This window comes from Streptomyces sp. TE5632, assembly GCF_054061295.1.
The window spans coordinates 3,843,217-3,863,080 of the sequence record NZ_JBSSEA010000003.1 but is presented as its reverse complement, the minus strand read 5'-3'; the positions used below and the strand labels follow the sequence as shown (position 1 = coordinate 3,863,080).

Below are 19,864 nucleotides of genomic sequence, written 5' to 3'. Positions count from 1 at the left end.
ATCGGCGAACCCGTCCGGCCTCCGGCGGTCCTCGTGGAGGCCTCGTGCAGACTAGAAGAATGCGTACTGAACTCGCCTCGGAGCCCGGCGATGCGGACCACCCCAACGAGGACTTCGCCAGTGTCGGACTTCCGGCCTCCGGACAGGGCGGTTCACTGGTCGTGCTGGACGGCGTCACGCCGCCGCGGGACGGGGCGGGCTGCCGGCACTCCGTCCCCTGGTTCACCGCACGGCTCGGCGGGGCACTCGCCGAACTGACCGTTTCACTCCCGGATGTCCCCCTGGTCGACCTGCTGTCCCGGGCCCTTGCGCGTACCGCTGACGCGCACGCCGAAACCTGTGACCTTTCTCACCCGCGCACTCCGCAGGCGACGGTGGTGCTGGCCCGCTGGTCACCGGAGTCCGTCGAGTACCTGGTGCTGTCCGACTCGGTCCTGCTCGTCGAGTCCCCCGACGGGGTGGTCACCCCGCTGCTGGACGACCGGCTGGCCCTGCTGCCCCGCTCGGCTCTGGCCACGGACGCACTGGTGGACGCCACGGTGCGGAACAAGGAGGGCGGCTTCTTCACCGCGGCCGCCGATCCGTCGGTCGCGGCGCGCGCGGTCACCGGCACCCTTCCGCGTGCCGAGGTGCACGCCCTGGCCGCGCTGACGGACGGGGCCGCGCGCTGGGTGGAGAAGTTCCGCGAGGGCGACTGGACGGAGTGTCTCGCCCTCGTCCGCAAGGAGGGGCCGCGGGCGCTGGTGGATCGCGTACGGGCTCTGGAGCGGGCGGACACGGACCGGGTGATGCTGGGCCGGAGCAAGACGCACGACGACGCGACGGTGGTGTACGTGGAGTTCTGACCACCCGTACACCACCCCGCTCACCCGTCGCCGTCCCGTTCACCCGTACGCCGCCGGATTCCCCCGTACGCCGCCGGGCTCGATCACTCCGGTACGCCGAACGGCGTCCCGCTTCCCCTGAACAGCGCCCCGCTTGCTCCGACTGCTCCGCTTACTCCGCTTACTCGGATTACTCGGATTACTCGGATTACTCGGATTACTCGGATTACTCCGAACGATGCCCTACATCCCCAGGACGGCGCCGAGTTGCCTCGAACGGCGCTCCGGTCACCTGTCCGTCCCGCGGTTCAGCTGGTGCAGCAGCCGGGCGAGTTCCGTGACCTCGCCGGTGTCCCAGTCGGCGAGGCGGCGGGCGTAGCGCGCGCGGCGGGCCTCGCGGACCCTGCTCACCCGGTCCCGGCCCTCCGGGGTGAGGGCGACCAGCCAGGCGCGGCCGTCGGCCGGGTCCGGCTCGCGGGTGACGAGCCCGAGCTCCTCCAGGGCGTGCAGCTGACGCGACATCGTCGCCTTGCCGACGCCGATGTAGGCGGCGAGTTCGGTGGCCCGCTGCTTGCCGCACTCATCCAGACGGACGAGCAGACCGTACGCGGACGGTTCCAGGTCCGGATGGACCTCGCGGGACATCTCGCCCTGGCTGGCCCTGGCGCGACGCAGCAGCACCGTCAACTCCCGTTCCAGAGCGAGGAATCCAGGCTGTTCCACACCGCTTGCGGGCGCCTCGGACAAGGTGTCCTCTGCGCCGCCGTTTCCGCCTTCGTGCACGTCAGTTCCTGCCTCGGTTTTCCCGGTCGTCCGTGTTCCCGCCAAGTGGCGACGCCGCTGCGGCTCCGCAAGTATTTCGCAGACGCGGCCCGGCGGCGGTTTCCGAATCCCCGGGGAGCCCTGGGCGCCCCCGGGGCTCACGTCGCGGTCCGCGTGCGTCGCCTCCCTTGCTTCCTCTTCTCAAGGGTCCCGCACCAAGTTCCTCGGAGACACGTCATGCCCGTGCACAGATTCGGCTTCACCCGTCTACGCGCGTTCACGACCGTCGCGGCGGTCCTGCTCGCGATCCTCTCGCTTCCCCGCACGACACCCGCGGCCACGGCGGCCGCCCCCGACGTCCCACCGCGCGGCTCCGCCCACATGGGCATGGGCGTCGTCGCCCATGACGGCCGGGACGGCACGCCCGCCAGCCGCACCGCCTGGACGGAGGGCGTGGACGTCTCCAGCCACCAGGGCGACGTGCCCTGGTCGACCCTCTGGGACAGCGGGGTCAAATGGGCCTACGCGAAGGCCACGGAGGGGACGTACTACACGAACCCCTATTACACGCAGCAGTACAACGGTTCGTACGACATCGGCATGATCCGCGGCGCGTACCACTTCGCGACCCCCGACAGGACGAGCGGCGCCGCCCAGGCCGACTACTTCGTCGACCACGGCGGCGCCTGGTCACGCGACGGCATGACACTGCCGGGCGTGCTCGACATCGAGTGGAACCCCTACGGGGACGCCTGCTACGGCAAGTCGCAGAGCGCCATGGTGAGCTGGATCGGCGACTTCCTGGACCAGTACCGGGAGCGCACCGGCCGGCACGCCGTGATCTACACGGCGACCAGCTGGTGGAAGCAGTGCACCGGGAACCACGCCGGGTTCGCCGCCGACAATCCCCTGTGGATCGCCCGGTACGCCTCCACCGCGGGTGAGCTGCCCGCGGGCTGGGACTTCTACACGATGTGGCAGTACACCTCGACCGGGCCGACGGTGGGGGACCACGACCTCTTCAACGGCACGGTCGACCGGGTGCGGGCGCTGGCGCTCGGCTGACGCCGCCTCGCGCCTTTGCCCTCGCCCCGCCCGGTGACGGCCCGGGCCTCCCTCCCGGGACCCGGGCCGCCGCCCTTCCGGTGGCGGACGGCGATCAAGCCGCCACCGGAACCTCCGGCGCCGCACCGTTCGTCGCCGGCGCGAGCGCCAGCTCCAGGACCTGGCGGACGTCGGTGACGGCGTGGACGTCGAGCCCGTCCAGCACCTCGGCGGGGACGTCGTCCAGGTCGGGCTCGTTGCGCTTGGGGATGATCACGGTGGTGATCCCCGCCCGGTGCGCGGCGAGCAGCTTCTGCTTCACCCCGCCGACCGGCAGCACCCGCCCGGTCAGCGAGACCTCACCGGTCATCGCCACATCCGTGCGGACCAGGCGCCCGGAGAGCAGCGAGGCCAGCGCGGTGGTCATCGTGACACCGGCGCTGGGGCCGTCCTTGGGCACCGCACCCGCCGGGAAGTGGATGTGCGCGCCCCGTTCCTTCAGGTCGGCCACCGGCAGCTCCAGCTCGGCGCCGTGCGACCGCAGGAAGCTCAGCGCGATCTGCGCCGACTCCTTCATCACGTCACCCAGCTGTCCGGTCAGGGTCAGTCCGGCGGCGCCCGTCTCCGGGTCGGCCAGGGACGCCTCCACATAGAGGACGTCACCGCCGGCGCCGGTCACCGCCAGCCCGGTGGCGACACCGGGGACGGCGGTACGGCGCTCGGCCGGGTCCTGGGCGGACTCGGGCACGTGGTGCGGCCGGCCGATCAGTCCTCGCAGATCCCCTTCCGTGACGGTGAACGGCAGCTCCCGCTCGCCCAGTTCGTGCTGGGCCGCGACCTTGCGCAGCAGCCGCGCGATGGACCGCTCCAGGGTGCGTACGCCCGCCTCACGGGTGTACTCGCCGGCCAGCTTGCGCAGCGCGCCGTCGTCGAGGTCGACCTCGTCCGCGGCGAGCCCGGCCCGCTCCAGCTGGCGCGGGAGCAGGTGGTCGCGTGCGATGACGACCTTCTCGTCCTCCGTGTAGCCGTCCAGACGGACGATCTCCATCCGGTCCGCCAGCGCCTCCGGAATGGCCTCCAGGACGTTGGCGGTGGCGAGGAACACGACGTCCGAGAGGTCCAGCTCGACCTCCAGGTAGTGGTCCCGGAAGGTGTGGTTCTGCGCCGGGTCCAGCACTTCGAGGAGGGCGGCGGACGGGTCGCCCCGGAAGTCCGAGCCCACCTTGTCGATCTCGTCGAGCAGCACCACCGGGTTCATCGACCCGGCCTCCTTGACCGCCCGCACGATCCGGCCGGGCAGCGCGCCGACGTACGTACGCCGGTGGCCGCGGATCTCGGCCTCGTCGCGGACACCGCCGAGGGCGACCCGGACGAACTTCCGGCCCATCGCGTGGGCGACGGATTCGCCGAGGCTCGTCTTGCCGACGCCGGGCGGCCCCACCAGGGCGAGCACGGCACCGCCGCGGCGGCCCCCGACCACGCCGAGTCCGCGCTCGGCGCGCCGCTTGCGCACCGCCAGGTACTCGGTGATGCGCTCCTTCACGTCCTCCAGGCCCGCGTGCTCGGCGTCGAGCACGGCCCGGGCGCCCCGGATGTCGTACTCGGAAGCGCTGTCATCGGTTCGCTCGTTCCACGGCATCTCCAGGACCGTGTCGAGCCAGGTGCGGATCCACGATCCCTCGGGCGACTGGTCGGAGGAGCGCTCCAGCTTGTCGACCTCCTTGAGGGCGGCCTCGCGCACCTTCTCCGGCAGGTCGGCGGCCTCGACGCGGGCCCGGTAGTCGTCGGACTCCTCGGCGGAGTCCTTGCCGTCCTCTCCGTTCAGCTCGCGCAGTTCCTTGCGTACGGCCTCCAGCTGGCGCCGCAGCAGGAACTCGCGCTGCTGCTTGTCGACGCCGTCCTGGACGTCCTTGGCGATGGACTCGGCGACGTCCTGCTCGGCGAGGTGGTCGCGGAGCTGCTGGGTGGCGAGCTTCAGCCGGGCCACCGGGTCGGCGGTCTCCAGCAGCGCCACCTTCTGTTCGACGGTCAGGAAGGGCGAGTAACCGGAGTTGTCGGCGAGGGCGGCGACGTCGTCGATGGCCTGGACCCGGTCGACGACCTGCCAGGCGCCGCGCTTGCGCAGCCAGGCGGTGGCGAGCGCCTTGTACTCCGTGACCAGTTCGCCGACCTGTCCGGGCAGGGGCTCCGGCACGGTCTCCTCGATCCGGGTGCCCTCCACCCACAGCGCCGCGCCCGGCCCGGTGGTCCCGGCGCCGATCCGCACGCGGCCGCGGCCCCGGATCAGGGCGCCCGGGTCGCCGTCGGCCAGCCTGCCGACCTGCTCGACCGTGCCCAGGACGCCGGTACCGGCGTAGGTCCCGTCGAGACGCGGCACCAGCAGGACCCGGGGCTTGCCCGGCGCGGACGCGGCGGCGGCCTGGGCGGCCTCCACCGCGGCGCGCACCTCGGAGTCGCTCAGGTCCAGCGGAACCACCATCCCGGGCAGCACGACCTCGTCGTCGAGCGGCAGTACAGGCAGGGCGAGCGATGTGGACTCAGCAGCCATGATCTCCCCTTAGGCAGTCAAGTTGAGCTTCATCGACTCAATGCTCGTGAACCGCCGAATGTTCCCCAGGTCGCGTTCGCTCTCAGCGATCACTCGCGAGGGCGACGGAAGGAACTCCCGCACGACACCGGCCCGCAGGTCCGCCGAACGGAAAGTGCTGCCAGGATGAACGCATGACCACCCCGTACGACATTCCCGAAGTCCTGGACCGCCGCGAGGGCCCGTACGGGGAGGTGGTGCTCCGCCGGCACGGCAGCCTGCTGCAGATCATCGCGAACGGCTGCTTTTTGATGGACACCTCCGACGGCCGTTCGGAGCGACGGCTGATCGACGCCGCCCTGGCCGCACTCGACGCCGCCGACACCCGCGCGGGACACGGTCCGCGGCCGGGCCCGCACGTCCTCATCGGCGGGCTCGGCGTCGGTTTCTCGCTCGCCCACGCCGCCGCCCGGCCCCGCTGGGGGCGCATCACCGTGGTGGAGCGCGAACCCGCCGTCATCGACTGGCACCGCGCGGGCCCGCTGCCTCCGTTCGCCCCGGTCTCCGCCCCCGCCCTCGCCGATCCCCGCACGGCGATCGTCGAGACCGACCTGGTGGCGTACGTCAATGAGACTTCCGACACATTCGACGCGCTCTGCCTCGACATCGACAACGGGCCCGACTGGATCGTCACCGAGGGCAATGAGGGGCTCTACTCCCCCACCGGACTCCTGGCCTGCGCAAGGGTGTTGAACCCCGGCGGGGTGCTCGCGGTGTGGTCGGCCAAGCCGTCTCCGGATTTCGAAGAAACCTTGCGTAATGCCGGGTTCCAGCAGGTGCGTACCGAAGAGGTCCCGGTTGCCCGGGGCGTTCCGGACGTCGTGCACCTCGGCGTCCGCCCTGGATAGCAAAGGCGCGATGACTCCCCGTACGCTGCTGCCTTGGCGCCGATCATTCAAGCGTCAATCGCAGTCATGCGCAGGGACGGATCACCCCACGGATTCCGGAAAGCACACTTCAGGGGCGGGCGATGGAGCAGACACACACCTCCCACAACGGCACGGCGGCGGCCACTCCGGGCGCACAACGCCGGGTCCTGGTGGTCGAGGACGACGCGACGATCGTGGACGCCATCGCGACCCGCCTTCGTGCCGAGGGATTCCTGGTGCAGACGGCGGGCGACGGTCCGTCCGCCGTCGACACGGCGGAGGCGTGGCAGCCCGACCTGTTGATCCTCGACATCATGCTGCCGGGCTTCGACGGCCTGGAGGTCTGCCGGCGCGTGCAGGCCCAGCGGCCGGTGCCGGTCATGATGCTGACCGCGCGCGACGACGAGACCGACATGCTGGTCGGGCTGGGCGTCGGCGCCGACGACTACATGACCAAGCCGTTCTCCATGCGGGAACTGGCGGCCCGCGTGCACGTACTGCTGCGCCGCATGGAGCGGGCGGCCCTGGCCGCCACCACACCGCGCAGCGGCATCCTGCGCCTGGGCGAGCTGGAGATCGACCACGCGCAGCGCAGGGTGCGGGTGCGCAGTGAGGACGTCCACCTGACGCCCACCGAGTTCGACCTGCTGGTGTGCCTGGCGAACACGCCCCGCGCGGTGCTCTCCCGGGAGCAGTTGCTGGCCGAGGTCTGGGACTGGGCGGACGCCTCCGGCACCCGTACCGTCGACAGCCACATCAAGGCGCTGCGCCGGAAGATCGGCGCCGAGCGCATCCGCACCGTGCACGGCGTGGGCTACGCCCTGGAGACGCCGACGCCGTGAGCGACCGGCCGGCCACACGGAGAGGCCCCGGGGACCGCGGTCCCTGGGGCGGTGTCCGCCCGTTCTCGATCAAGACCAAGCTGGGCGCGCTGGTCGTCATCTCGGTGCTGATCACCACCGGTCTCTCCATGATCGCGGTGCACACCAAGACCGAGCTGCGCTTCATCACGGTCTTCTCGATGATCGCCACACTGCTCATCACGCAGTTCGTGGCGCACTCGCTCACCGCGCCGCTGGACGACATGAACGCCGTGGCCCGGTCCATCTCGCACGGCGACTACACCCGCCGGGTGCGGGAGAACCGCCGGGACGAGCTGGGCGACCTGGCCCAGACCATCAACGTCATGGCCGACGAGCTGGAGGCCCAGGACCATCAGCGCAAGGAACTGGTGGCCAACGTCTCGCACGAGCTGCGCACCCCGATCGCGGGGCTGCGCGCGGTGCTGGAGAACATCGTCGACGGCGTCACCGAGGCCGACCCCGAGACGATGCGCACGGCGCTGAAGCAGACCGAACGGCTCGGCCGGCTGGTGGAGACGCTGCTCGACCTGTCCCGCCTGGACAACGGTGTCGTCCCGCTGAAGCGGCAGCGCTTCGAGGTGTGGCCGTATCTGTCCGGCGTGCTCAAGGAAGCCAACATGGTCGCCTCCGCGCGTGCGGGCATGGCCACCGGCTCCGGCAGCCACACCCGTACGGACGTCTATCTGCGCCTCGACGTCTCGCCGCCGGAGCTCACCGCGCACGTCGACCCGGAGCGCATCCACCAGGTGGTCGCCAACCTCATCGACAACGCGGTCAAGCACAGTCCGCCGCACGGCCATGTGACGGTCAGGGCGCGGCCCGGAACGCAGCCGGATTCGCTGCGGCTGGAAATCCTGGACGAGGGACCCGGCATTCCGCGGACCGAATGGCACCGCGTCTTCGAGCGATTCAACCGCGGCAGCGTGAATCTGCCGCACGGCCCGGGCAGCGACGGCGGCACCGGTCTCGGTCTGGCGATCGCCCGCTGGGCCGTCGATCTCCACGGCGGACGGATCGGGGTGGCCGAATCCGAGCGTGGTTGCCGGATCCTTATCACTCTTCCGGGAGCGTCTCCCGTGTCAGGTTGACGTAAGGTTCGAAGCCGAGTCGCAAGATCCACACGTGTTCGCCCTGGCGGACACGTGTGATCAGGCAAAGACCCGGGTCGCGAGTGCGCCGGGCCGTGACCGACCCATGCCCGACGCAGCCCGAAGAAGCGGAACCAGGCTTGTTTCCCGCCATTTCCCACGCCGAAACGCCCTCCGAGATGTGACTTACGCGACGTTGAACGGGCCCGACCTGACCTTCCCGCTCTTGGAGGCGTAGCCTTAATTTCCGCTGTCCATCATCTTGTGAAGCGGAAGAGGGCGGTTGACGCCGTGTCGCCACAGTCCCCCAGTAACTCGAGCATCTCGACCGACACCGACCAAGCGGGCAAGAACCCCGCTGCGGCCTTCGGTGCCAACGAATGGCTCGTCGACGAGATCTACCAGCAGTACCTCCAGGACCCGAACTCGGTCGACCGGGCCTGGTGGGACTTCTTCGCCGACTACAAGCCGGGGGCGCCCCAGGCTTCTGCTCCGGTGAGCAACGCGTCCACGGGGACCGCGGGCACGACGACGGCTCCGCCGGCCACTCCGGCCCAGCCCGCCGCCACGCCCGCGCCCGCCCCCGCGCCGCCCTCCGCCCCGCAGCCCGCCGCCGCGGCACCGGCCGCCAAGGCCCCGGCGCAGGTGCCCGCTCCGGCGAAGGCCGCCCCGGCCCCCGCCCAGGCCGCCCCCGCCAAGCCCGCCGCAGCGAAGGCCCCGGCCGCCAAGGCGCAGCCCGCCGACGAGGCCAAGCAGGGCCCCGAGCAGGTGACGCTGCGCGGTCCGTCCGCGGCCGTCGCGAAGAACATGGACGCCTCGCTGGAGGTGCCCACGGCCACGTCCGTGCGCGCACTCCCGGTGAAGCTCCTGTTCGACAACCGCATCGTCATCAACAACCACCTCAAGCGTGCCCGCGGCGGGAAGATCTCCTTCACGCACCTCATCGGCTACGCGATGGTCCAGGCCATCAAGGCGATGCCGTCGATGAACTGGCACTACGCGAAGGTGGACGGCAAGCCCACCCTGGTGAAGCCGGAGCACATCAAGTTCGGCCTCGCCATCGACCTGGTCAAGCCGAACGGCGACCGCCAGCTGGTCGTCGCGGGCATCGAGAAGGCCGAGACGCTGAACTTCTTCGAGTTCTGGCAGGCCTACGAGGACATCGTCCGTCGCGCCCGCGAGAACAAGCTGACGATGGCCGACTTCACCGGTGTCACCGTCTCGCTGACCAACCCCGGCGGCCTCGGCACCGTCCACTCCGTGCCGCGCCTGATGCCCAACCAGTCGGTGATCATGGGCGTCGGCTCCATGGACTACCCGGCGGAGTTCCAGGGCACCAGCCAGGACACCCTCAACAAGCTCGGCATCTCGAAGGTCATGACGCTCACGTCGACCTACGACCACCGGGTGATCCAGGGTGCCGCCTCCGGCGAGTTCCTGCGCGCGGTCGCGAACCTCCTGCTCGGCGAGAAGGACTTCTACGACGAGATCTTCGAGGCGCTGCGCATCCCCTACGAGCCGGTCCGCTGGCTCAAGGACATCGACGCCTCCCACGACGACGACGTCACGAAGGCCGCCCGCGTCTTCGAGCTGATCCACTCCTACCGGGTCCGCGGCCACGTCATGGCCGACACCGACCCGCTGGAGTACCGCCAGCGCAAGCACCCCGACCTGGACATCACCGAGCACGGGCTCACCCTCTGGGACCTGGAGCGCGAGTTCGCGGTCGGCGGTTTCTCGGGCAAGACCCTGATGAAGCTGCGCGACATCCTGGGTGTGCTGCGCGACTCGTACTGCCGCACCACCGGCATCGAGTTCATGCACATCCAGGACCCGAAGCAGCGCAAGTGGATCCAGGACCGCGTGGAGCGCACGCACTCCAACCTGGAGCGCGAGGAGCAGCTGCGCATCCTGCGCCGGCTGAACGCCGCGGAGGCGTTCGAAACCTTCCTGCAGACCAAGTACGTCGGCCAGAAGCGCTTCTCCCTGGAGGGCGGCGAGTCCGTCATCCCGCTGCTGGACGCCGTTCTGGACTCGGCCGCCGAGTCCCGTCTCGACGAGGTCGTCATCGGCATGGCCCACCGCGGCCGGCTGAACGTGCTGGCCAACGTCGTGGGCAAGTCGTACGCGCAGATCTTCCGCGAGTTCGAGGGCAACCTCGACCCGAAGTCGATGCACGGCTCCGGCGACGTGAAGTACCACCTGGGCGCCGAGGGCACCTTCACCGGTCTCGACGGCGAGCAGATCAGGGTCTCCCTGGTCGCCAACCCCTCGCACCTGGAAGCGGTGGACCCGGTCCTGGAAGGCGTCGTGCGCGCCAAGCAGGACATCATCGGCAAGGGCGGCACGGACTTCACCGTCCTGCCGGTGGTGATCCACGGCGACGCGGCCTTCGCGGGCCAGGGCGTGGTGGCCGAGACCCTGAACATGTCGCAGCTGCGGGGCTACCGCACCGGCGGCACGGTCCACGTGGTCATCAACAACCAGGTCGGCTTCACCGCCGCTCCCGAGTCCTCGCGCTCGTCGATGTACGCGACGGACGTGGCCCGCATGATCGAGGCCCCGATCTTCCACGTGAACGGCGACGACCCGGAGGCCGTGGTCCGCGTCGCGCGGCTGGCCTTCGAGTTCCGCCAGGCGTTCAACAAGGACGTGGTGATCGACCTCATCTGCTACCGCCGCCGCGGTCACAACGAGTCGGACAACCCGGCCTTCACGCAGCCGCTGATGTACGACCTGATCGACAAGAAGCGCTCGGTGCGCAAGCTGTACACCGAGTCCCTCATCGGTCGCGGTGACATCACCCTGGAAGAGGCCGAGCAGGCGCTGCAGGACTACCAGGGCCAGCTGGAGAAGGTCTTCACCGAGGTCCGCGAGGCGGCGTCCCAGCCGTCGGCCGTCGAGCCCTCGGAGCCGCAGGCCCAGTTCCCGGTGGCGGTGAACACGGCGGTCACCTCCGAGGTCGTCAAGCGGATCGCCGAGTCGCAGGTCAACATCCCCGACCACGTCACCATCCACCCGCGTCTGCTGCCGCAGCTGCAGCGCCGGGCGGCGATGGTCGAGGACGGCACGATCGACTGGGGCATGGGCGAGACCCTCGCGGTCGGCTCGCTGCTCCTGGAGGGCGTCCCGGTCCGGCTCTCCGGCCAGGACTCGCAGCGCGGCACCTTCGGCCAGCGCCACGCGGTCGTCATCGACCGCGAGACGGGTGCCGAGTTCACGCCGCTGCTGTACCTGTCCGAGGACCAGGCCCGGTACAACGTCTACAACTCCCTGCTCTCCGAGTACGCGGTGATGGGCTTCGAGTACGGCTACTCGCTGGCCCGCCCCGACGCACTCGTGATGTGGGAGGCGCAGTTCGGCGACTTCGTCAACGGCGCGCAGACGGTCGTGGACGAGTTCATCTCGTCGGCCGAGCAGAAGTGGAACCAGACCTCCGGTGTGACCCTGCTCCTGCCGCACGGCTACGAGGGTCAGGGCCCGGACCACTCCTCGGGCCGCCCGGAGCGGTTCCTGCAGCTCTGCGCGCAGAACAACATGACGGTCGCGATGCCGACCCTCCCGTCGAACTACTTCCACCTCCTGCGGTGGCAGGTGCACAACCCGCACCACAAGCCGCTGGTCGTCTTCACTCCGAAGTCGATGCTGCGCCTGAAGGCGGCGGCCTCGAAGGCGGAGGAGTTCACCACGGGCCAGTTCCGCCCGGTCATCGGCGACGACTCGGTCGACCCGGCCGCGGTCAGGAAGGTCGTCTTCACCGCCGGCAAGGTCTACTACGACCTGGACGCCGAGCGGCAGAAGCGCGGCATCACGGACACGGCGATCATCCGCCTCGAGCGCCTGTACCCGCTGCCGGGTACCGAGCTCCAGGCGGAGATCAAGAAGTACCCGAACGCCGAGAAGTACCTGTGGGCCCAGGAGGAGCCGGCGAACCAGGGTGCCTGGCCGTTCATCGCGCTCAACCTGATCGACCACCTCGACCTGGCCGTCGGCGCCGACGTCCCGCACGACGAGCGTCTGCGCCGCATCTCGCGTCCGCACGGCTCGTCCCCGGCCGTCGGTTCCGCGAAGCGGCACCAGGCCGAGCAGGAGCAGCTGGTGCGTGAGGTGTTCGACGCCTGACCGACGCCGTCACGGGTCGTTCCCGGCCGGGCCGCACCCCTCTTCGGGGGGTGCGGCCCGGCCCGTTTGCGCACACATATCCTTGTCCTCATGTACTTCACGGACCGTGGCATCGAGGAACTGGAGAAGCGGCGCGGCGAGGAGGAGGTCACCTTCGAGTGGCTCGCCGAGCAGCTGCGGACGTTCGTCGACCTCAACCCCGACTTCGAGGTGCCGGTGGAGCGCCTGGCGACCTGGCTGGCCCGGCTGGACGACGACGAGGACGACGAGTAGCAGGCATTCCAGTCGCGCGGGCGGGCTTTCAGCCGCGCAGGGGGCTTCAGCAGCGCGGGTGGGTGAAGGCGTGGGCGGGCCGGGCGCAGGGCGCCATGAGCCGACCGGAGCGCCCCGCCGCGCTCCGGCTCCTCTCGCCGCTCCCGGTCGGCCCCGCCCCCGGCCTCCGGCCTGGGATCGTTCCGCCGACATGGCAGTACATCAGGGCAGTTCGCCCCTCCTGCATGAGGACTGATCACCAGAACGAGTGTCTTGACTTTCCCCGACCGCGATATATCGTGAATTACGTGAGACGCGATATGGCGCGTCGGGGTTCTTGCGTGCCGGGCGTCCGTCGCCGGCGCCACTCCCGGTCGGCCGTCCCGTCGCCTCGCCGTCCGGCAGTCAGGCAGTCCGGCCCAGGAGGTTCCACCATGTCCGAAAGGTCCATCTCGGAGCCCGCGAAGCTCACGTTCGACGAGCCAGTGAGCGAGCTCCACATACGCATCGTCAACGGAACGGTGAACGTGGTGGGTACGGACGAAGGTTCCGCCCGCCTGGAGGTCTCCGAGATCGAGGGACCACCCCTGGTGGTCACCCAGCAGGGCGGCACCCTCACGGTGGCCTACGAGGACCTGCCCTGGAAGGACTTCCTCAAGTGGCTGGACCGCAGGGGACGGCACCGCAGCGCGGTGGTCTCGCTGGCGGTTCCGGCGCAGGCGCGGGTCGAGGTGGGGGTGGTCGGTGCCGGGGCCGTGGTCTCCGGGGTCAAAGGGCCGTCGGTGGTCCGGGGAGTCACGGGCGACACGACGCTGGTCGCCCTCTCCGGCCCGGTCCGCGCGGACACGGTGTCCGGGAACGTCGAGGCCCAGTCCGTCACCGGTGACCTGCGGTTCAACTCGGTATCCGGCGACCTCACCGTGGTCGACGGGTCCGGGTCCACCGTGCGGGCGGACTCGGTCAGCGGCTCCATGATCGTGGACCTCGCTCCCGACGGTCCCACCGACATCCGGCTGGCCAGCGTCTCCGGCGAGATCGCGATCCGACTGCCCGATCCGGCGGACGCGGAGGTCGAGGCCAACACGGCGAGCGGCGCCGTCTCCAACGCCTTCGACGGCCTGCGGGTGCACGGCCAGTGGGGCGCCCACAAGATCACCGGCCGGCTGGGCGAGGGCAACGGCAAGCTGCGGGCCACCACCGTCTCCGGTTCCATCGCCCTGTTGCGCCGCCCGCCCCGCGAGGAGGAGAGCGAGCCGTGGGACGCACCGGCCGACGCCACGGCTGACGGAACGGCTGACGGCACGACTGACAAGAAGGTGCTCTGACATGGCCCCCGTCTTCGCTCACGGACGCCTCCGTCTCTACCTGCTGAAGCTGCTGGACGAGGCCCCGCGCCACGGCTACGAGGTGATCCGCCTCCTCGAGGAGCGCTTCCAGGGGCTGTACGCACCGTCGGCGGGCACGGTCTACCCGCGCCTGGCCAAGCTTGAGGCGGAGGGCCTGGTCACCCACGCCACCGAGGGCGGCCGCAAGGTGTACTCCATCACGGACGCCGGCCGCGCCGAACTGGCCGACCGCAGTGGTGAGCTGGCCGATCTGGAGCTGGAGATCCGGGAGTCGGTCGCCGAACTCGCCGCCGAGATCCAGGCCGATGTCCGCGGCGCGGCCGGCGACCTGCGCCGCGAGATGCGGGCCGCCGCCGGCCAGGCCCGCCAGGGGCGGGACGCGGAGACGGAGGCCGAACCCGGCCCCGGCGACTTCACGGGCCTCGGCGAGAAGGATGCCTGGCAAGCCGCCAAGGAGGAGATGCGGCGCGCCAAGCAGGAGTGGAAGGAGCAGGCCCGGCGCGCCAAGGACGAGAGCCGCCGCGCCCGTGACGAGGCTCAGCGCGCCCGCCGTCAGGCCAAGGAGGCCCAGGACCGGGCCACCGCCCAGGCCCAGGAGGAGGTGCAGCGCATCGCCCGGCGGGTGCAGGAGCAGATGCAGGACCACTTCTCACGCGGCGACTGGCCGACCGGACTGCGCGAGGGACTGGGTGAACTGGTCAAGGAGGTGGGCGAGTTCGGCAAGGACTTCGGCTTCGGCCGCACCGGTACGGAGAGCGGCACCCCGGCGCCCGGACCGTCGTACTCCCAGACCCCGGAGGACTTCCCGGCCGACTACACCCCGGCCTGGGCGCACGAGGGCGCCGCGGACTCCACCGGCGACCCCGCGCGGGACCTGGACCGGCTGCTGGACCGGTTCCGGGACGACATCCGCGACGCGACCCGCGACCACGGGATCACCCCGGACCAGCTCCGCGACGCCCGTCGCCATCTGTCCACGGCGGCAGCCCACATCGGAGCCCTCCTGCGCGCCCCGAAGCCCTGACCCGCCTCCCCGTACAGGACCCTCGTCAGGGACTCGTGGGTGGCCTCGTGATCGGTTCCTACGGCCGGTCCGGAATCCGGACCGGCCGTGGAGAGGAACCGCGCGCCCTGAGAGCCGCGAACCTACGGAGCCGTGAGCACGATCTTCCCGAACTGCCCGCCCGCCTCCATCCGCTCGAAGCCTTCCCGCGCCCGGTCCATGGGCAGCACCTCGTCGATGACGGGCCGCACCCCGGCGGCGGCGCAGAAGGCGAGCAGGTCCTCCAGTTCGTCCCTGGTGCCCATCGTCGACCCGACGATCTTGAGTTCCAGGAAGAAGACCCGGGTGAGCTCGGCGTGCGAGGGCCGGTCGCCACTGGTGGCGCCGGAGATCACCAGCGTGCCGCCGGGCCGCAGCGACTTCACCGAGTGGGACCAGGTCGCGGCCCCCACCGTCTCGATGACCGCGTCGACCCGCTGCGGCAGCCGGGCCCCGGGCTCCAGCGCCTCCACCGCGCCCAGTTCCACGGCCCGCTTCCGCTTCGCCTCGTCCCGGCTGGTGGCGAACACCCGCAGCCCCGCGGCCCTGCCCAGCACGATCGCGGCGGTGGCGACGCCTCCGCCGGCCCCCTGCACCAGGACGGAGTCACCGGGCCGCACCCCGGCGTTGGTGAACAGCATCCGGTAGGCGGTCAGCCAGGCCGTGGGCAGGCAGGCCGCCTCCTCGAAGGACAGTTCCTTCGGCTTGGGCAGGATGTTCCAGGTGGGCACGGCGACCTGCTCGGCGAACGTGCCGGGGTAGCGCTCCGTCAGGATCGACCGGGGCTCGTTCGGACCCACCCCGTGGCCGGTCTGTCCGATCACGGAGTGCAGGACGACCTCGTTGCCGTCCTCGTCGATCCCGGCGGCGTCGCAGCCGAGGATCATGGGCAGTTTGTCCTCCCCGAGGCCCACGCCCCGCAGGGACCACAGGTCATGATGGTTGAGGGAGGCGGCCTTCACGGTCACGGTGCTCCAGCCGGGACGGGCCTCGGGAGCCGGACGCTCTCCCAGCTCCAGACCGGAAAGCGGCTGGTCACGGTCGATTCTGGCGGCGTAGACAGCGAACATGACCTTGACGATAGGCCGCCCGTCCCTTTGACGGAACAACGCGGCGCTGTGAGACACACCTTCTTGCCGGCACGCCGCACCGCACCCCGGCGCCCCGCCCGCACCCCGGCCCACGCCGTGTGCCCGGCCGCCGGGAAAAGCAGTCGGCCCCGTCCACCCGAGGACGGGGCCGACACAGCTCCGCGCGTCTCAGCGGCGGGCGACGCCCTCCGCACGGGCGGCCGCGGCCACCGCCGCGGTCACCGCCGGAGCGACCCGCTCGTCGAACGGGGACGGAATGACGTAGTCGGCGGAGAGGTCGTCCCCCACCACCGACGCCAGCGCCTCGGCCGCCGCCAGCTTCATCCCCTCGGTGATCCGCGAGGCACGCACCTGCAGCGCCCCCGCGAAGATCCCCGGGAACGCCAGCACGTTGTTGATCTGGTTCGGGAAGTCCGACCGTCCGGTGGCCACGACCGCCGCGTACTTGTGCGCGATCTCCGGGTGCACCTCGGGCTCGGGGTTGGCCATGGCGAAGACGAAGGCGCCCTTCGCCATCGACGCCACCGCCGACTCCGGCACCGTGCCGCCGGAGACGCCGATGAAGACGTCGGCCCCGTCCAGCGCGGTCTCCAGCGAACCGGAGATGCCGGCCTTGTTCGTGAACGCCGCCACCTCCCGCTTGATCGGCGTGAGGTCGTCGCGCTCGCGCGAGACGACGCCCTTGCGGTCGGCCACCGCGACATCGCCGATCCCGGCCTCGACCAGCATCTTGGCGATCGCGACACCGGCCGCGCCGGCGCCCGAGATCACGGCCCGCAGATCGCCCAGCGCCCGCCCGCTCAGCCGCGCCGCGTTGCGCAGCGCCGCCAGCGACACGATCGCCGTGCCGTGCTGGTCGTCGTGGAAGACCGGGATGTCCAGCCGCTCCTGCAGCCGACGCTCGATCTCGAAGCACCGGGGCGCCGAGATGTCCTCCAGGTTCACCCCGCCGAAGGACGGAGCGAGCCGGACCACGGTCTCGACGATCTCGTCCACGTCGGTGGTGCTCAGCGCGAGCGGAACCGCGTCCACGCCGCCGAACTGCTTGAAGAGGATCGCCTTGCCCTCCATCACGGGGAGGGAGGCCTCGGGGCCGATGTCACCGAGTCCCAGCACGGCCGTACCGTCGGTGACGACGGCGACGACCGAGGACTTCCAGGTGTAGTCGTGGACGAGTTCCGGCTGCTCGGCGATCGCGCTGCACACCTTCGCGACGCCGGGCGTGTACGCCAGGGACAGATCGTCCCTGTCACGGAGCGGCACGGTGGCCTGCACAGCCATCTTGCCGCCGCGGTGCAGCGCGAATGCCGGGTCGATGGACTCCAGGGGCTCGGCCCCGCCGTCCTGTTCCGTATGACCGTTCTGGCTTTCGCTGTCGCTGCGAGGATTGACAATCTCCGCTGCCACTTGGTTGACCCCTTAATCGTTCTTGGTCTGAGGGTTGCCGCTCCGGGTGAGGAGCGGGCGGGACCGCGCAGGGCCCGTGGGGTGATACGCCGGGCACAGACGCGACGGGCGCGCCGCACACGCGCCCTGGATCCCCGGATGAGGGGTGTAAAGCACCTTCTTACCGGACGGACGCCTTCGGCGACGAGTCCATAACGCAAAGATCACATACGGGCGCCGGTGTTCATCACCTGATTTCAGGACAATCTACCGACAGGTGGTTGACAAACGCTCGAGACATGGCAAACGCCATGGCCGGGCGACCGATACCACGCCATGCGCCGGAGATCTTCCCGTCGGAACGGAGTATTCCTGCAGACCGTCCGGCCGTATTGGAACGAATCAATGCGGTTCGAGCGCCACCCGTTATCCGATTTTGACATGGCGACCCCACTGGACGGAGCAGTCCGAATGGCAAGATGCGGTAATCACACGAGGTCGCGACACTCGAAGACGTGTGCTCTCGTCGACCCGCGGCACTGCCGGCCCCCATCGGCAGTGGCCGAACCCATCGGCATTCCACTCATCCGCCGGAGGAACCACCATGGCCGCACGCACCACCCGTCGTACCCCCGCCGCCAAGTCCCGACTGGCAGCGGTCGGCGCGATCGCGGTCGCAGGCACTCTGCTCATCACCGGCTGCGGTGACCAGACCCAGGACAACGGCTCGGACAGCAGCGACACCGCGTCGACGAGCGCCGCCCCGCTGGCCGACAAGCTGCCCCAGTCGATCCGCGACAAGGGCGTCATCAAGGTCGGTTCGGACATCGCGTACGCACCGGTCGAGTTCAAGGACGACTCCGGCAAGGTGGTCGGCATCGACCCCGACCTCGCGGCCGCCATGGGCAAGCAGCTCGGCGTGACGTTCGAGTTCGAGAACGGCACCTTCGACACCCTGATCACGGGCCTGCGCTCCAAGCGGTACGACATCGCCATGTCCGCGATGACCGACACCAAGGACCGCCAGGAGGGCATCGACGCCGAGACCGGCAAGAAGGTCGGCGAGGGCGTCGACTTCGTGGACTACTTCACGGCCGGTGTCTCGATCTACACCAAGAAGGGTGACGACCAGGGCATCAAGACCTGGTCCGACCTGTGCGGCAAGAAGGTCGTGCTGCAGCGCGGCACGGTCTCGGAGGACCTCGCCAAGGCCGAGAACGCGAAGTGCCCGGCCGGCAAGAAGATCGCCATCGAGGCCTTCGACAACGACCAGCAGGCCCAGACCCGCCTGCGCTCGGGCGGCGCCACCGCCGGTTCCTCCGACTTCCCGGTCGCCGCGTACGCCGTGAAGACCTCCGGTGGCGGCAAGGACTTCGAGCTGGTCGGCGAGCAGGTCGAGGCCGCCCCGTACGGCATCGCGGTCGCCAAGAGCAACACCGAGCTGCGGGACGCGCTCAAGGCCGCGCTGAATGCGCTGATCGAGAACGGCGAGTACAAGAAGATCATGGACAAGTGGGGCGTCGCGGAGGGCTCAGTCGACGAAGCCACCATCAACGGCGGCAAGTGACCGCGGGCTCGCGGCACTGAAAGGCAACACCCGTGACTGTTGACATCGACAAGACGACAGGGCCGGCCGACACACCACCGGCCGGCCCGGAGGCCATCAAGGCCATTCCGGTCCGGCACTACGGACGGTACGTCTCCGCCGTCGTCGCCCTCGCCCTGCTGGGCGCCATCATCTACGCGTTCTCCCAGGGCAAGATCGACTGGGGCACGATCCCGGCCTACTTCTTCGACGACCGCGTCCTCAGCGGTGTGGGCAAGACGCTGCTGCTCACCGTGCTGGCCATGGCGATCGGTATCGTCGGCGGCATCCTGCTGGCCGTGATGCGCCTGTCGAAGAACCCGGTGACCTCGTCGATCGCGTGGTTCTACATCTGGTTCTTCCGCGGCACCCCGGTCCTGGTACAGCTGATCGTCTGGTTCAACCTGGGCCTGGTCTTCGAGTACATCAACCTCGGGCCGGTCTACCGGGACGAGTGGTCGGACTTCATGACCCCGTTCCTGACGGCACTGCTCGGCCTCGGCCTCAACGAGGCCGCGTACATGGCGGAGATCTGCCGGGCCGGCCTGCTCTCGGTCGACGAGGGCCAGACGGAGGCGTCGCACGCGCTGGGCATGAGCCACGCGAAGACGCTGCGCCGCATCGTCGTCCCGCAGGCGATGCGCGTGATCGTGCCGCCCACGGGCAACGAGGTCATCAACATGCTGAAGACGACCTCGCTGGTGTCGGTCGTCCAGTACCCCGAGTTGTTCCGCGCCGCCCAGGACATCGGCCAGACCTCCGGTGCCCCGGTCGAGATGCTGTTCCTGGCCGCGGCCTGGTACCTGCTGCTGACCTCGGTCTTCAGCGTCGGCCAGTACTACCTGGAGCGTTACTACGCCCGCGGCTCCCTCCGTCAGCTGCCGGCGACACCGTGGCAGAAGGTGAAGGCCAACATGCTGGCCCTCGGCCGCCCGAAGGGAGGCGCGGCATGACCGACAAGCTGAGCAAGGCCGGCAGGCCGGGCGGGACGGACGCACCCGCG

Annotated in this window: 15 protein-coding genes; 11 read left to right on the top strand and 4 right to left on the bottom strand. The window is 70.2% G+C overall.

What is annotated here, in order from left to right; genetic code table 11:
* Nucleotides 1–59: 59 nt before the first annotated feature.
* Nucleotides 60–845, top strand: a complete 786-nt coding sequence (locus ACVW19_RS22965) for a protein phosphatase 2C domain-containing protein (protein ID WP_457461365.1) — start codon at nucleotides 60–62, stop codon at nucleotides 843–845.
* Between the two features lie 267 nt (nucleotides 846–1,112).
* On the opposite strand, the gene ACVW19_RS22960 is transcribed toward ACVW19_RS22965, so the two are convergent.
* Nucleotides 1,113–1,607, bottom strand: coding sequence for a MarR family winged helix-turn-helix transcriptional regulator (locus tag ACVW19_RS22960; RefSeq protein WP_457461364.1), 495 nt, complete (start codon nucleotides 1,605–1,607; stop codon nucleotides 1,113–1,115).
* A 216-nt stretch (nucleotides 1,608–1,823) separates the two neighbouring features.
* On the opposite strand from ACVW19_RS22960, the gene ACVW19_RS22955 reads away from it, so the two are divergent.
* A complete protein-coding gene (locus tag ACVW19_RS22955; protein ID WP_457461362.1) occupies nucleotides 1,824–2,651 on the top strand; it encodes a lysozyme in 828 nt (275 codons plus the stop codon).
* Nucleotides 2,652–2,745: 94 nt separating this feature from the next.
* Here the strand turns inward: ACVW19_RS22955 and lon are convergent, their stop codons facing one another.
* On the bottom strand, nucleotides 2,746–5,178 hold the full coding sequence (gene lon / locus ACVW19_RS22950; RefSeq protein ID WP_457461361.1) for an endopeptidase La: 2,433 nt from the start codon (nucleotides 5,176–5,178) through the stop codon (nucleotides 2,746–2,748).
* A 173-nt stretch (nucleotides 5,179–5,351) separates the two neighbouring features.
* Between lon and ACVW19_RS22945 the strand changes: the two genes are divergently transcribed.
* From ACVW19_RS22945 to ACVW19_RS22915, 7 genes are all read left to right on the top strand, one after another.
* Nucleotides 5,352–6,065 (top strand): spermidine synthase, encoded by a 714-nt coding sequence (locus ACVW19_RS22945; protein WP_457461359.1) that lies wholly within the window; start codon nucleotides 5,352–5,354, stop codon nucleotides 6,063–6,065.
* Between the two features lie 122 nt (nucleotides 6,066–6,187).
* Nucleotides 6,188–6,928: a response regulator transcription factor gene (locus ACVW19_RS22940; RefSeq protein ID WP_202277501.1), complete on the top strand. Its 741-nt coding sequence runs from the start codon at nucleotides 6,188–6,190 to the stop codon at nucleotides 6,926–6,928.
* The gene (locus ACVW19_RS22935; RefSeq protein ID WP_457461357.1) at nucleotides 6,925–8,037 is read left to right on the top strand and encodes a HAMP domain-containing sensor histidine kinase; all 1,113 of its coding nucleotides are present in this window, start codon (nucleotides 6,925–6,927) and stop codon (nucleotides 8,035–8,037) included. The genes ACVW19_RS22940 and ACVW19_RS22935 overlap by 4 nt, the downstream gene beginning before the upstream one ends.
* Before the next feature lie 291 nt (nucleotides 8,038–8,328).
* On the top strand, nucleotides 8,329–12,159 hold the full coding sequence (locus tag ACVW19_RS22930; RefSeq protein ID WP_457461355.1) for a multifunctional oxoglutarate decarboxylase/oxoglutarate dehydrogenase thiamine pyrophosphate-binding subunit/dihydrolipoyllysine-residue succinyltransferase subunit: 3,831 nt from the start codon (nucleotides 8,329–8,331) through the stop codon (nucleotides 12,157–12,159).
* Nucleotides 12,160–12,249: 90 nt separating this feature from the next.
* Nucleotides 12,250–12,432 carry a DUF6104 family protein gene (locus ACVW19_RS22925; protein ID WP_019058231.1) on the top strand — a complete coding sequence of 61 codons (183 nt, stop codon included), beginning with the start codon at nucleotides 12,250–12,252 and terminating at the stop codon, nucleotides 12,430–12,432.
* Nucleotides 12,433–12,845: 413 nt separating this feature from the next.
* Nucleotides 12,846–13,736, top strand: coding sequence for a DUF4097 family beta strand repeat-containing protein (locus ACVW19_RS22920; protein WP_457461353.1), 891 nt, complete (start codon nucleotides 12,846–12,848; stop codon nucleotides 13,734–13,736).
* A gap of 1 nt (nucleotide 13,737) precedes the next feature.
* A complete protein-coding gene (locus ACVW19_RS22915) occupies nucleotides 13,738–14,781 on the top strand; it encodes a helix-turn-helix transcriptional regulator (RefSeq protein ID WP_457461352.1) in 1,044 nt (347 codons plus the stop codon).
* A gap of 122 nt (nucleotides 14,782–14,903) precedes the next feature.
* On the opposite strand, the gene ACVW19_RS22910 is transcribed toward ACVW19_RS22915, so the two are convergent.
* A complete protein-coding gene (locus tag ACVW19_RS22910) occupies nucleotides 14,904–15,869 on the bottom strand; it encodes a zinc-binding dehydrogenase (RefSeq protein ID WP_457461351.1) in 966 nt (321 codons plus the stop codon).
* A 189-nt stretch (nucleotides 15,870–16,058) separates the two neighbouring features.
* On the bottom strand, nucleotides 16,059–17,297 hold the full coding sequence (locus ACVW19_RS22905) for an NAD(P)-dependent malic enzyme (RefSeq protein ID WP_457461350.1): 1,239 nt from the start codon (nucleotides 17,295–17,297) through the stop codon (nucleotides 16,059–16,061).
* A 583-nt stretch (nucleotides 17,298–17,880) separates the two neighbouring features.
* Between ACVW19_RS22905 and ACVW19_RS22900 the strand changes: the two genes are divergently transcribed.
* Together ACVW19_RS22900 and ACVW19_RS22895 are read left to right on the top strand one after the other, a co-directional pair.
* On the top strand, nucleotides 17,881–18,843 hold the full coding sequence (locus ACVW19_RS22900; RefSeq protein ID WP_457461349.1) for an ABC transporter substrate-binding protein: 963 nt from the start codon (nucleotides 17,881–17,883) through the stop codon (nucleotides 18,841–18,843).
* A 32-nt stretch (nucleotides 18,844–18,875) separates the two neighbouring features.
* Complete coding sequence (locus ACVW19_RS22895; RefSeq protein ID WP_457461347.1) at nucleotides 18,876–19,814, top strand: amino acid ABC transporter permease; 939 nt, start codon at nucleotides 18,876–18,878, stop codon at nucleotides 19,812–19,814.
* The last annotated feature ends 50 nt before the right edge of the window (nucleotides 19,815–19,864 follow it).

Bases quoted from the DNA above. Each gene is read 5' to 3' on its own strand.
- ACVW19_RS22965 (WP_457461365.1), top strand. From the start codon at position 60: ATGCGTACTGAACTCGCCTCGGAGCCCGGCGATGCGGACCACCCCAAC.
- ACVW19_RS22955 (WP_457461362.1), top strand. From the start codon at position 1,824: ATGCCCGTGCACAGATTCGGCTTCACCCGTCTACGCGCGTTCACGACC.
- lon (WP_457461361.1), bottom strand. From the start codon at position 5,178: ATGGCTGCTGAGTCCACATCGCTCGCCCTGCCTGTACTGCCGCTCGAC.
- ACVW19_RS22945 (WP_457461359.1), top strand. From the start codon at position 5,352: ATGACCACCCCGTACGACATTCCCGAAGTCCTGGACCGCCGCGAGGGC.
- ACVW19_RS22940 (WP_202277501.1), top strand. From the start codon at position 6,188: ATGGAGCAGACACACACCTCCCACAACGGCACGGCGGCGGCCACTCCG.
- ACVW19_RS22925 (WP_019058231.1), top strand. From the start codon at position 12,250: ATGTACTTCACGGACCGTGGCATCGAGGAACTGGAGAAGCGGCGCGGC.
- ACVW19_RS22920 (WP_457461353.1), top strand. From the start codon at position 12,846: ATGTCCGAAAGGTCCATCTCGGAGCCCGCGAAGCTCACGTTCGACGAG.
- ACVW19_RS22915 (WP_457461352.1), top strand. From the start codon at position 13,738: ATGGCCCCCGTCTTCGCTCACGGACGCCTCCGTCTCTACCTGCTGAAG.
- ACVW19_RS22910 (WP_457461351.1), bottom strand. From the start codon at position 15,869: ATGTTCGCTGTCTACGCCGCCAGAATCGACCGTGACCAGCCGCTTTCC.
- ACVW19_RS22900 (WP_457461349.1), top strand. From the start codon at position 17,881: ATGGCCGCACGCACCACCCGTCGTACCCCCGCCGCCAAGTCCCGACTG.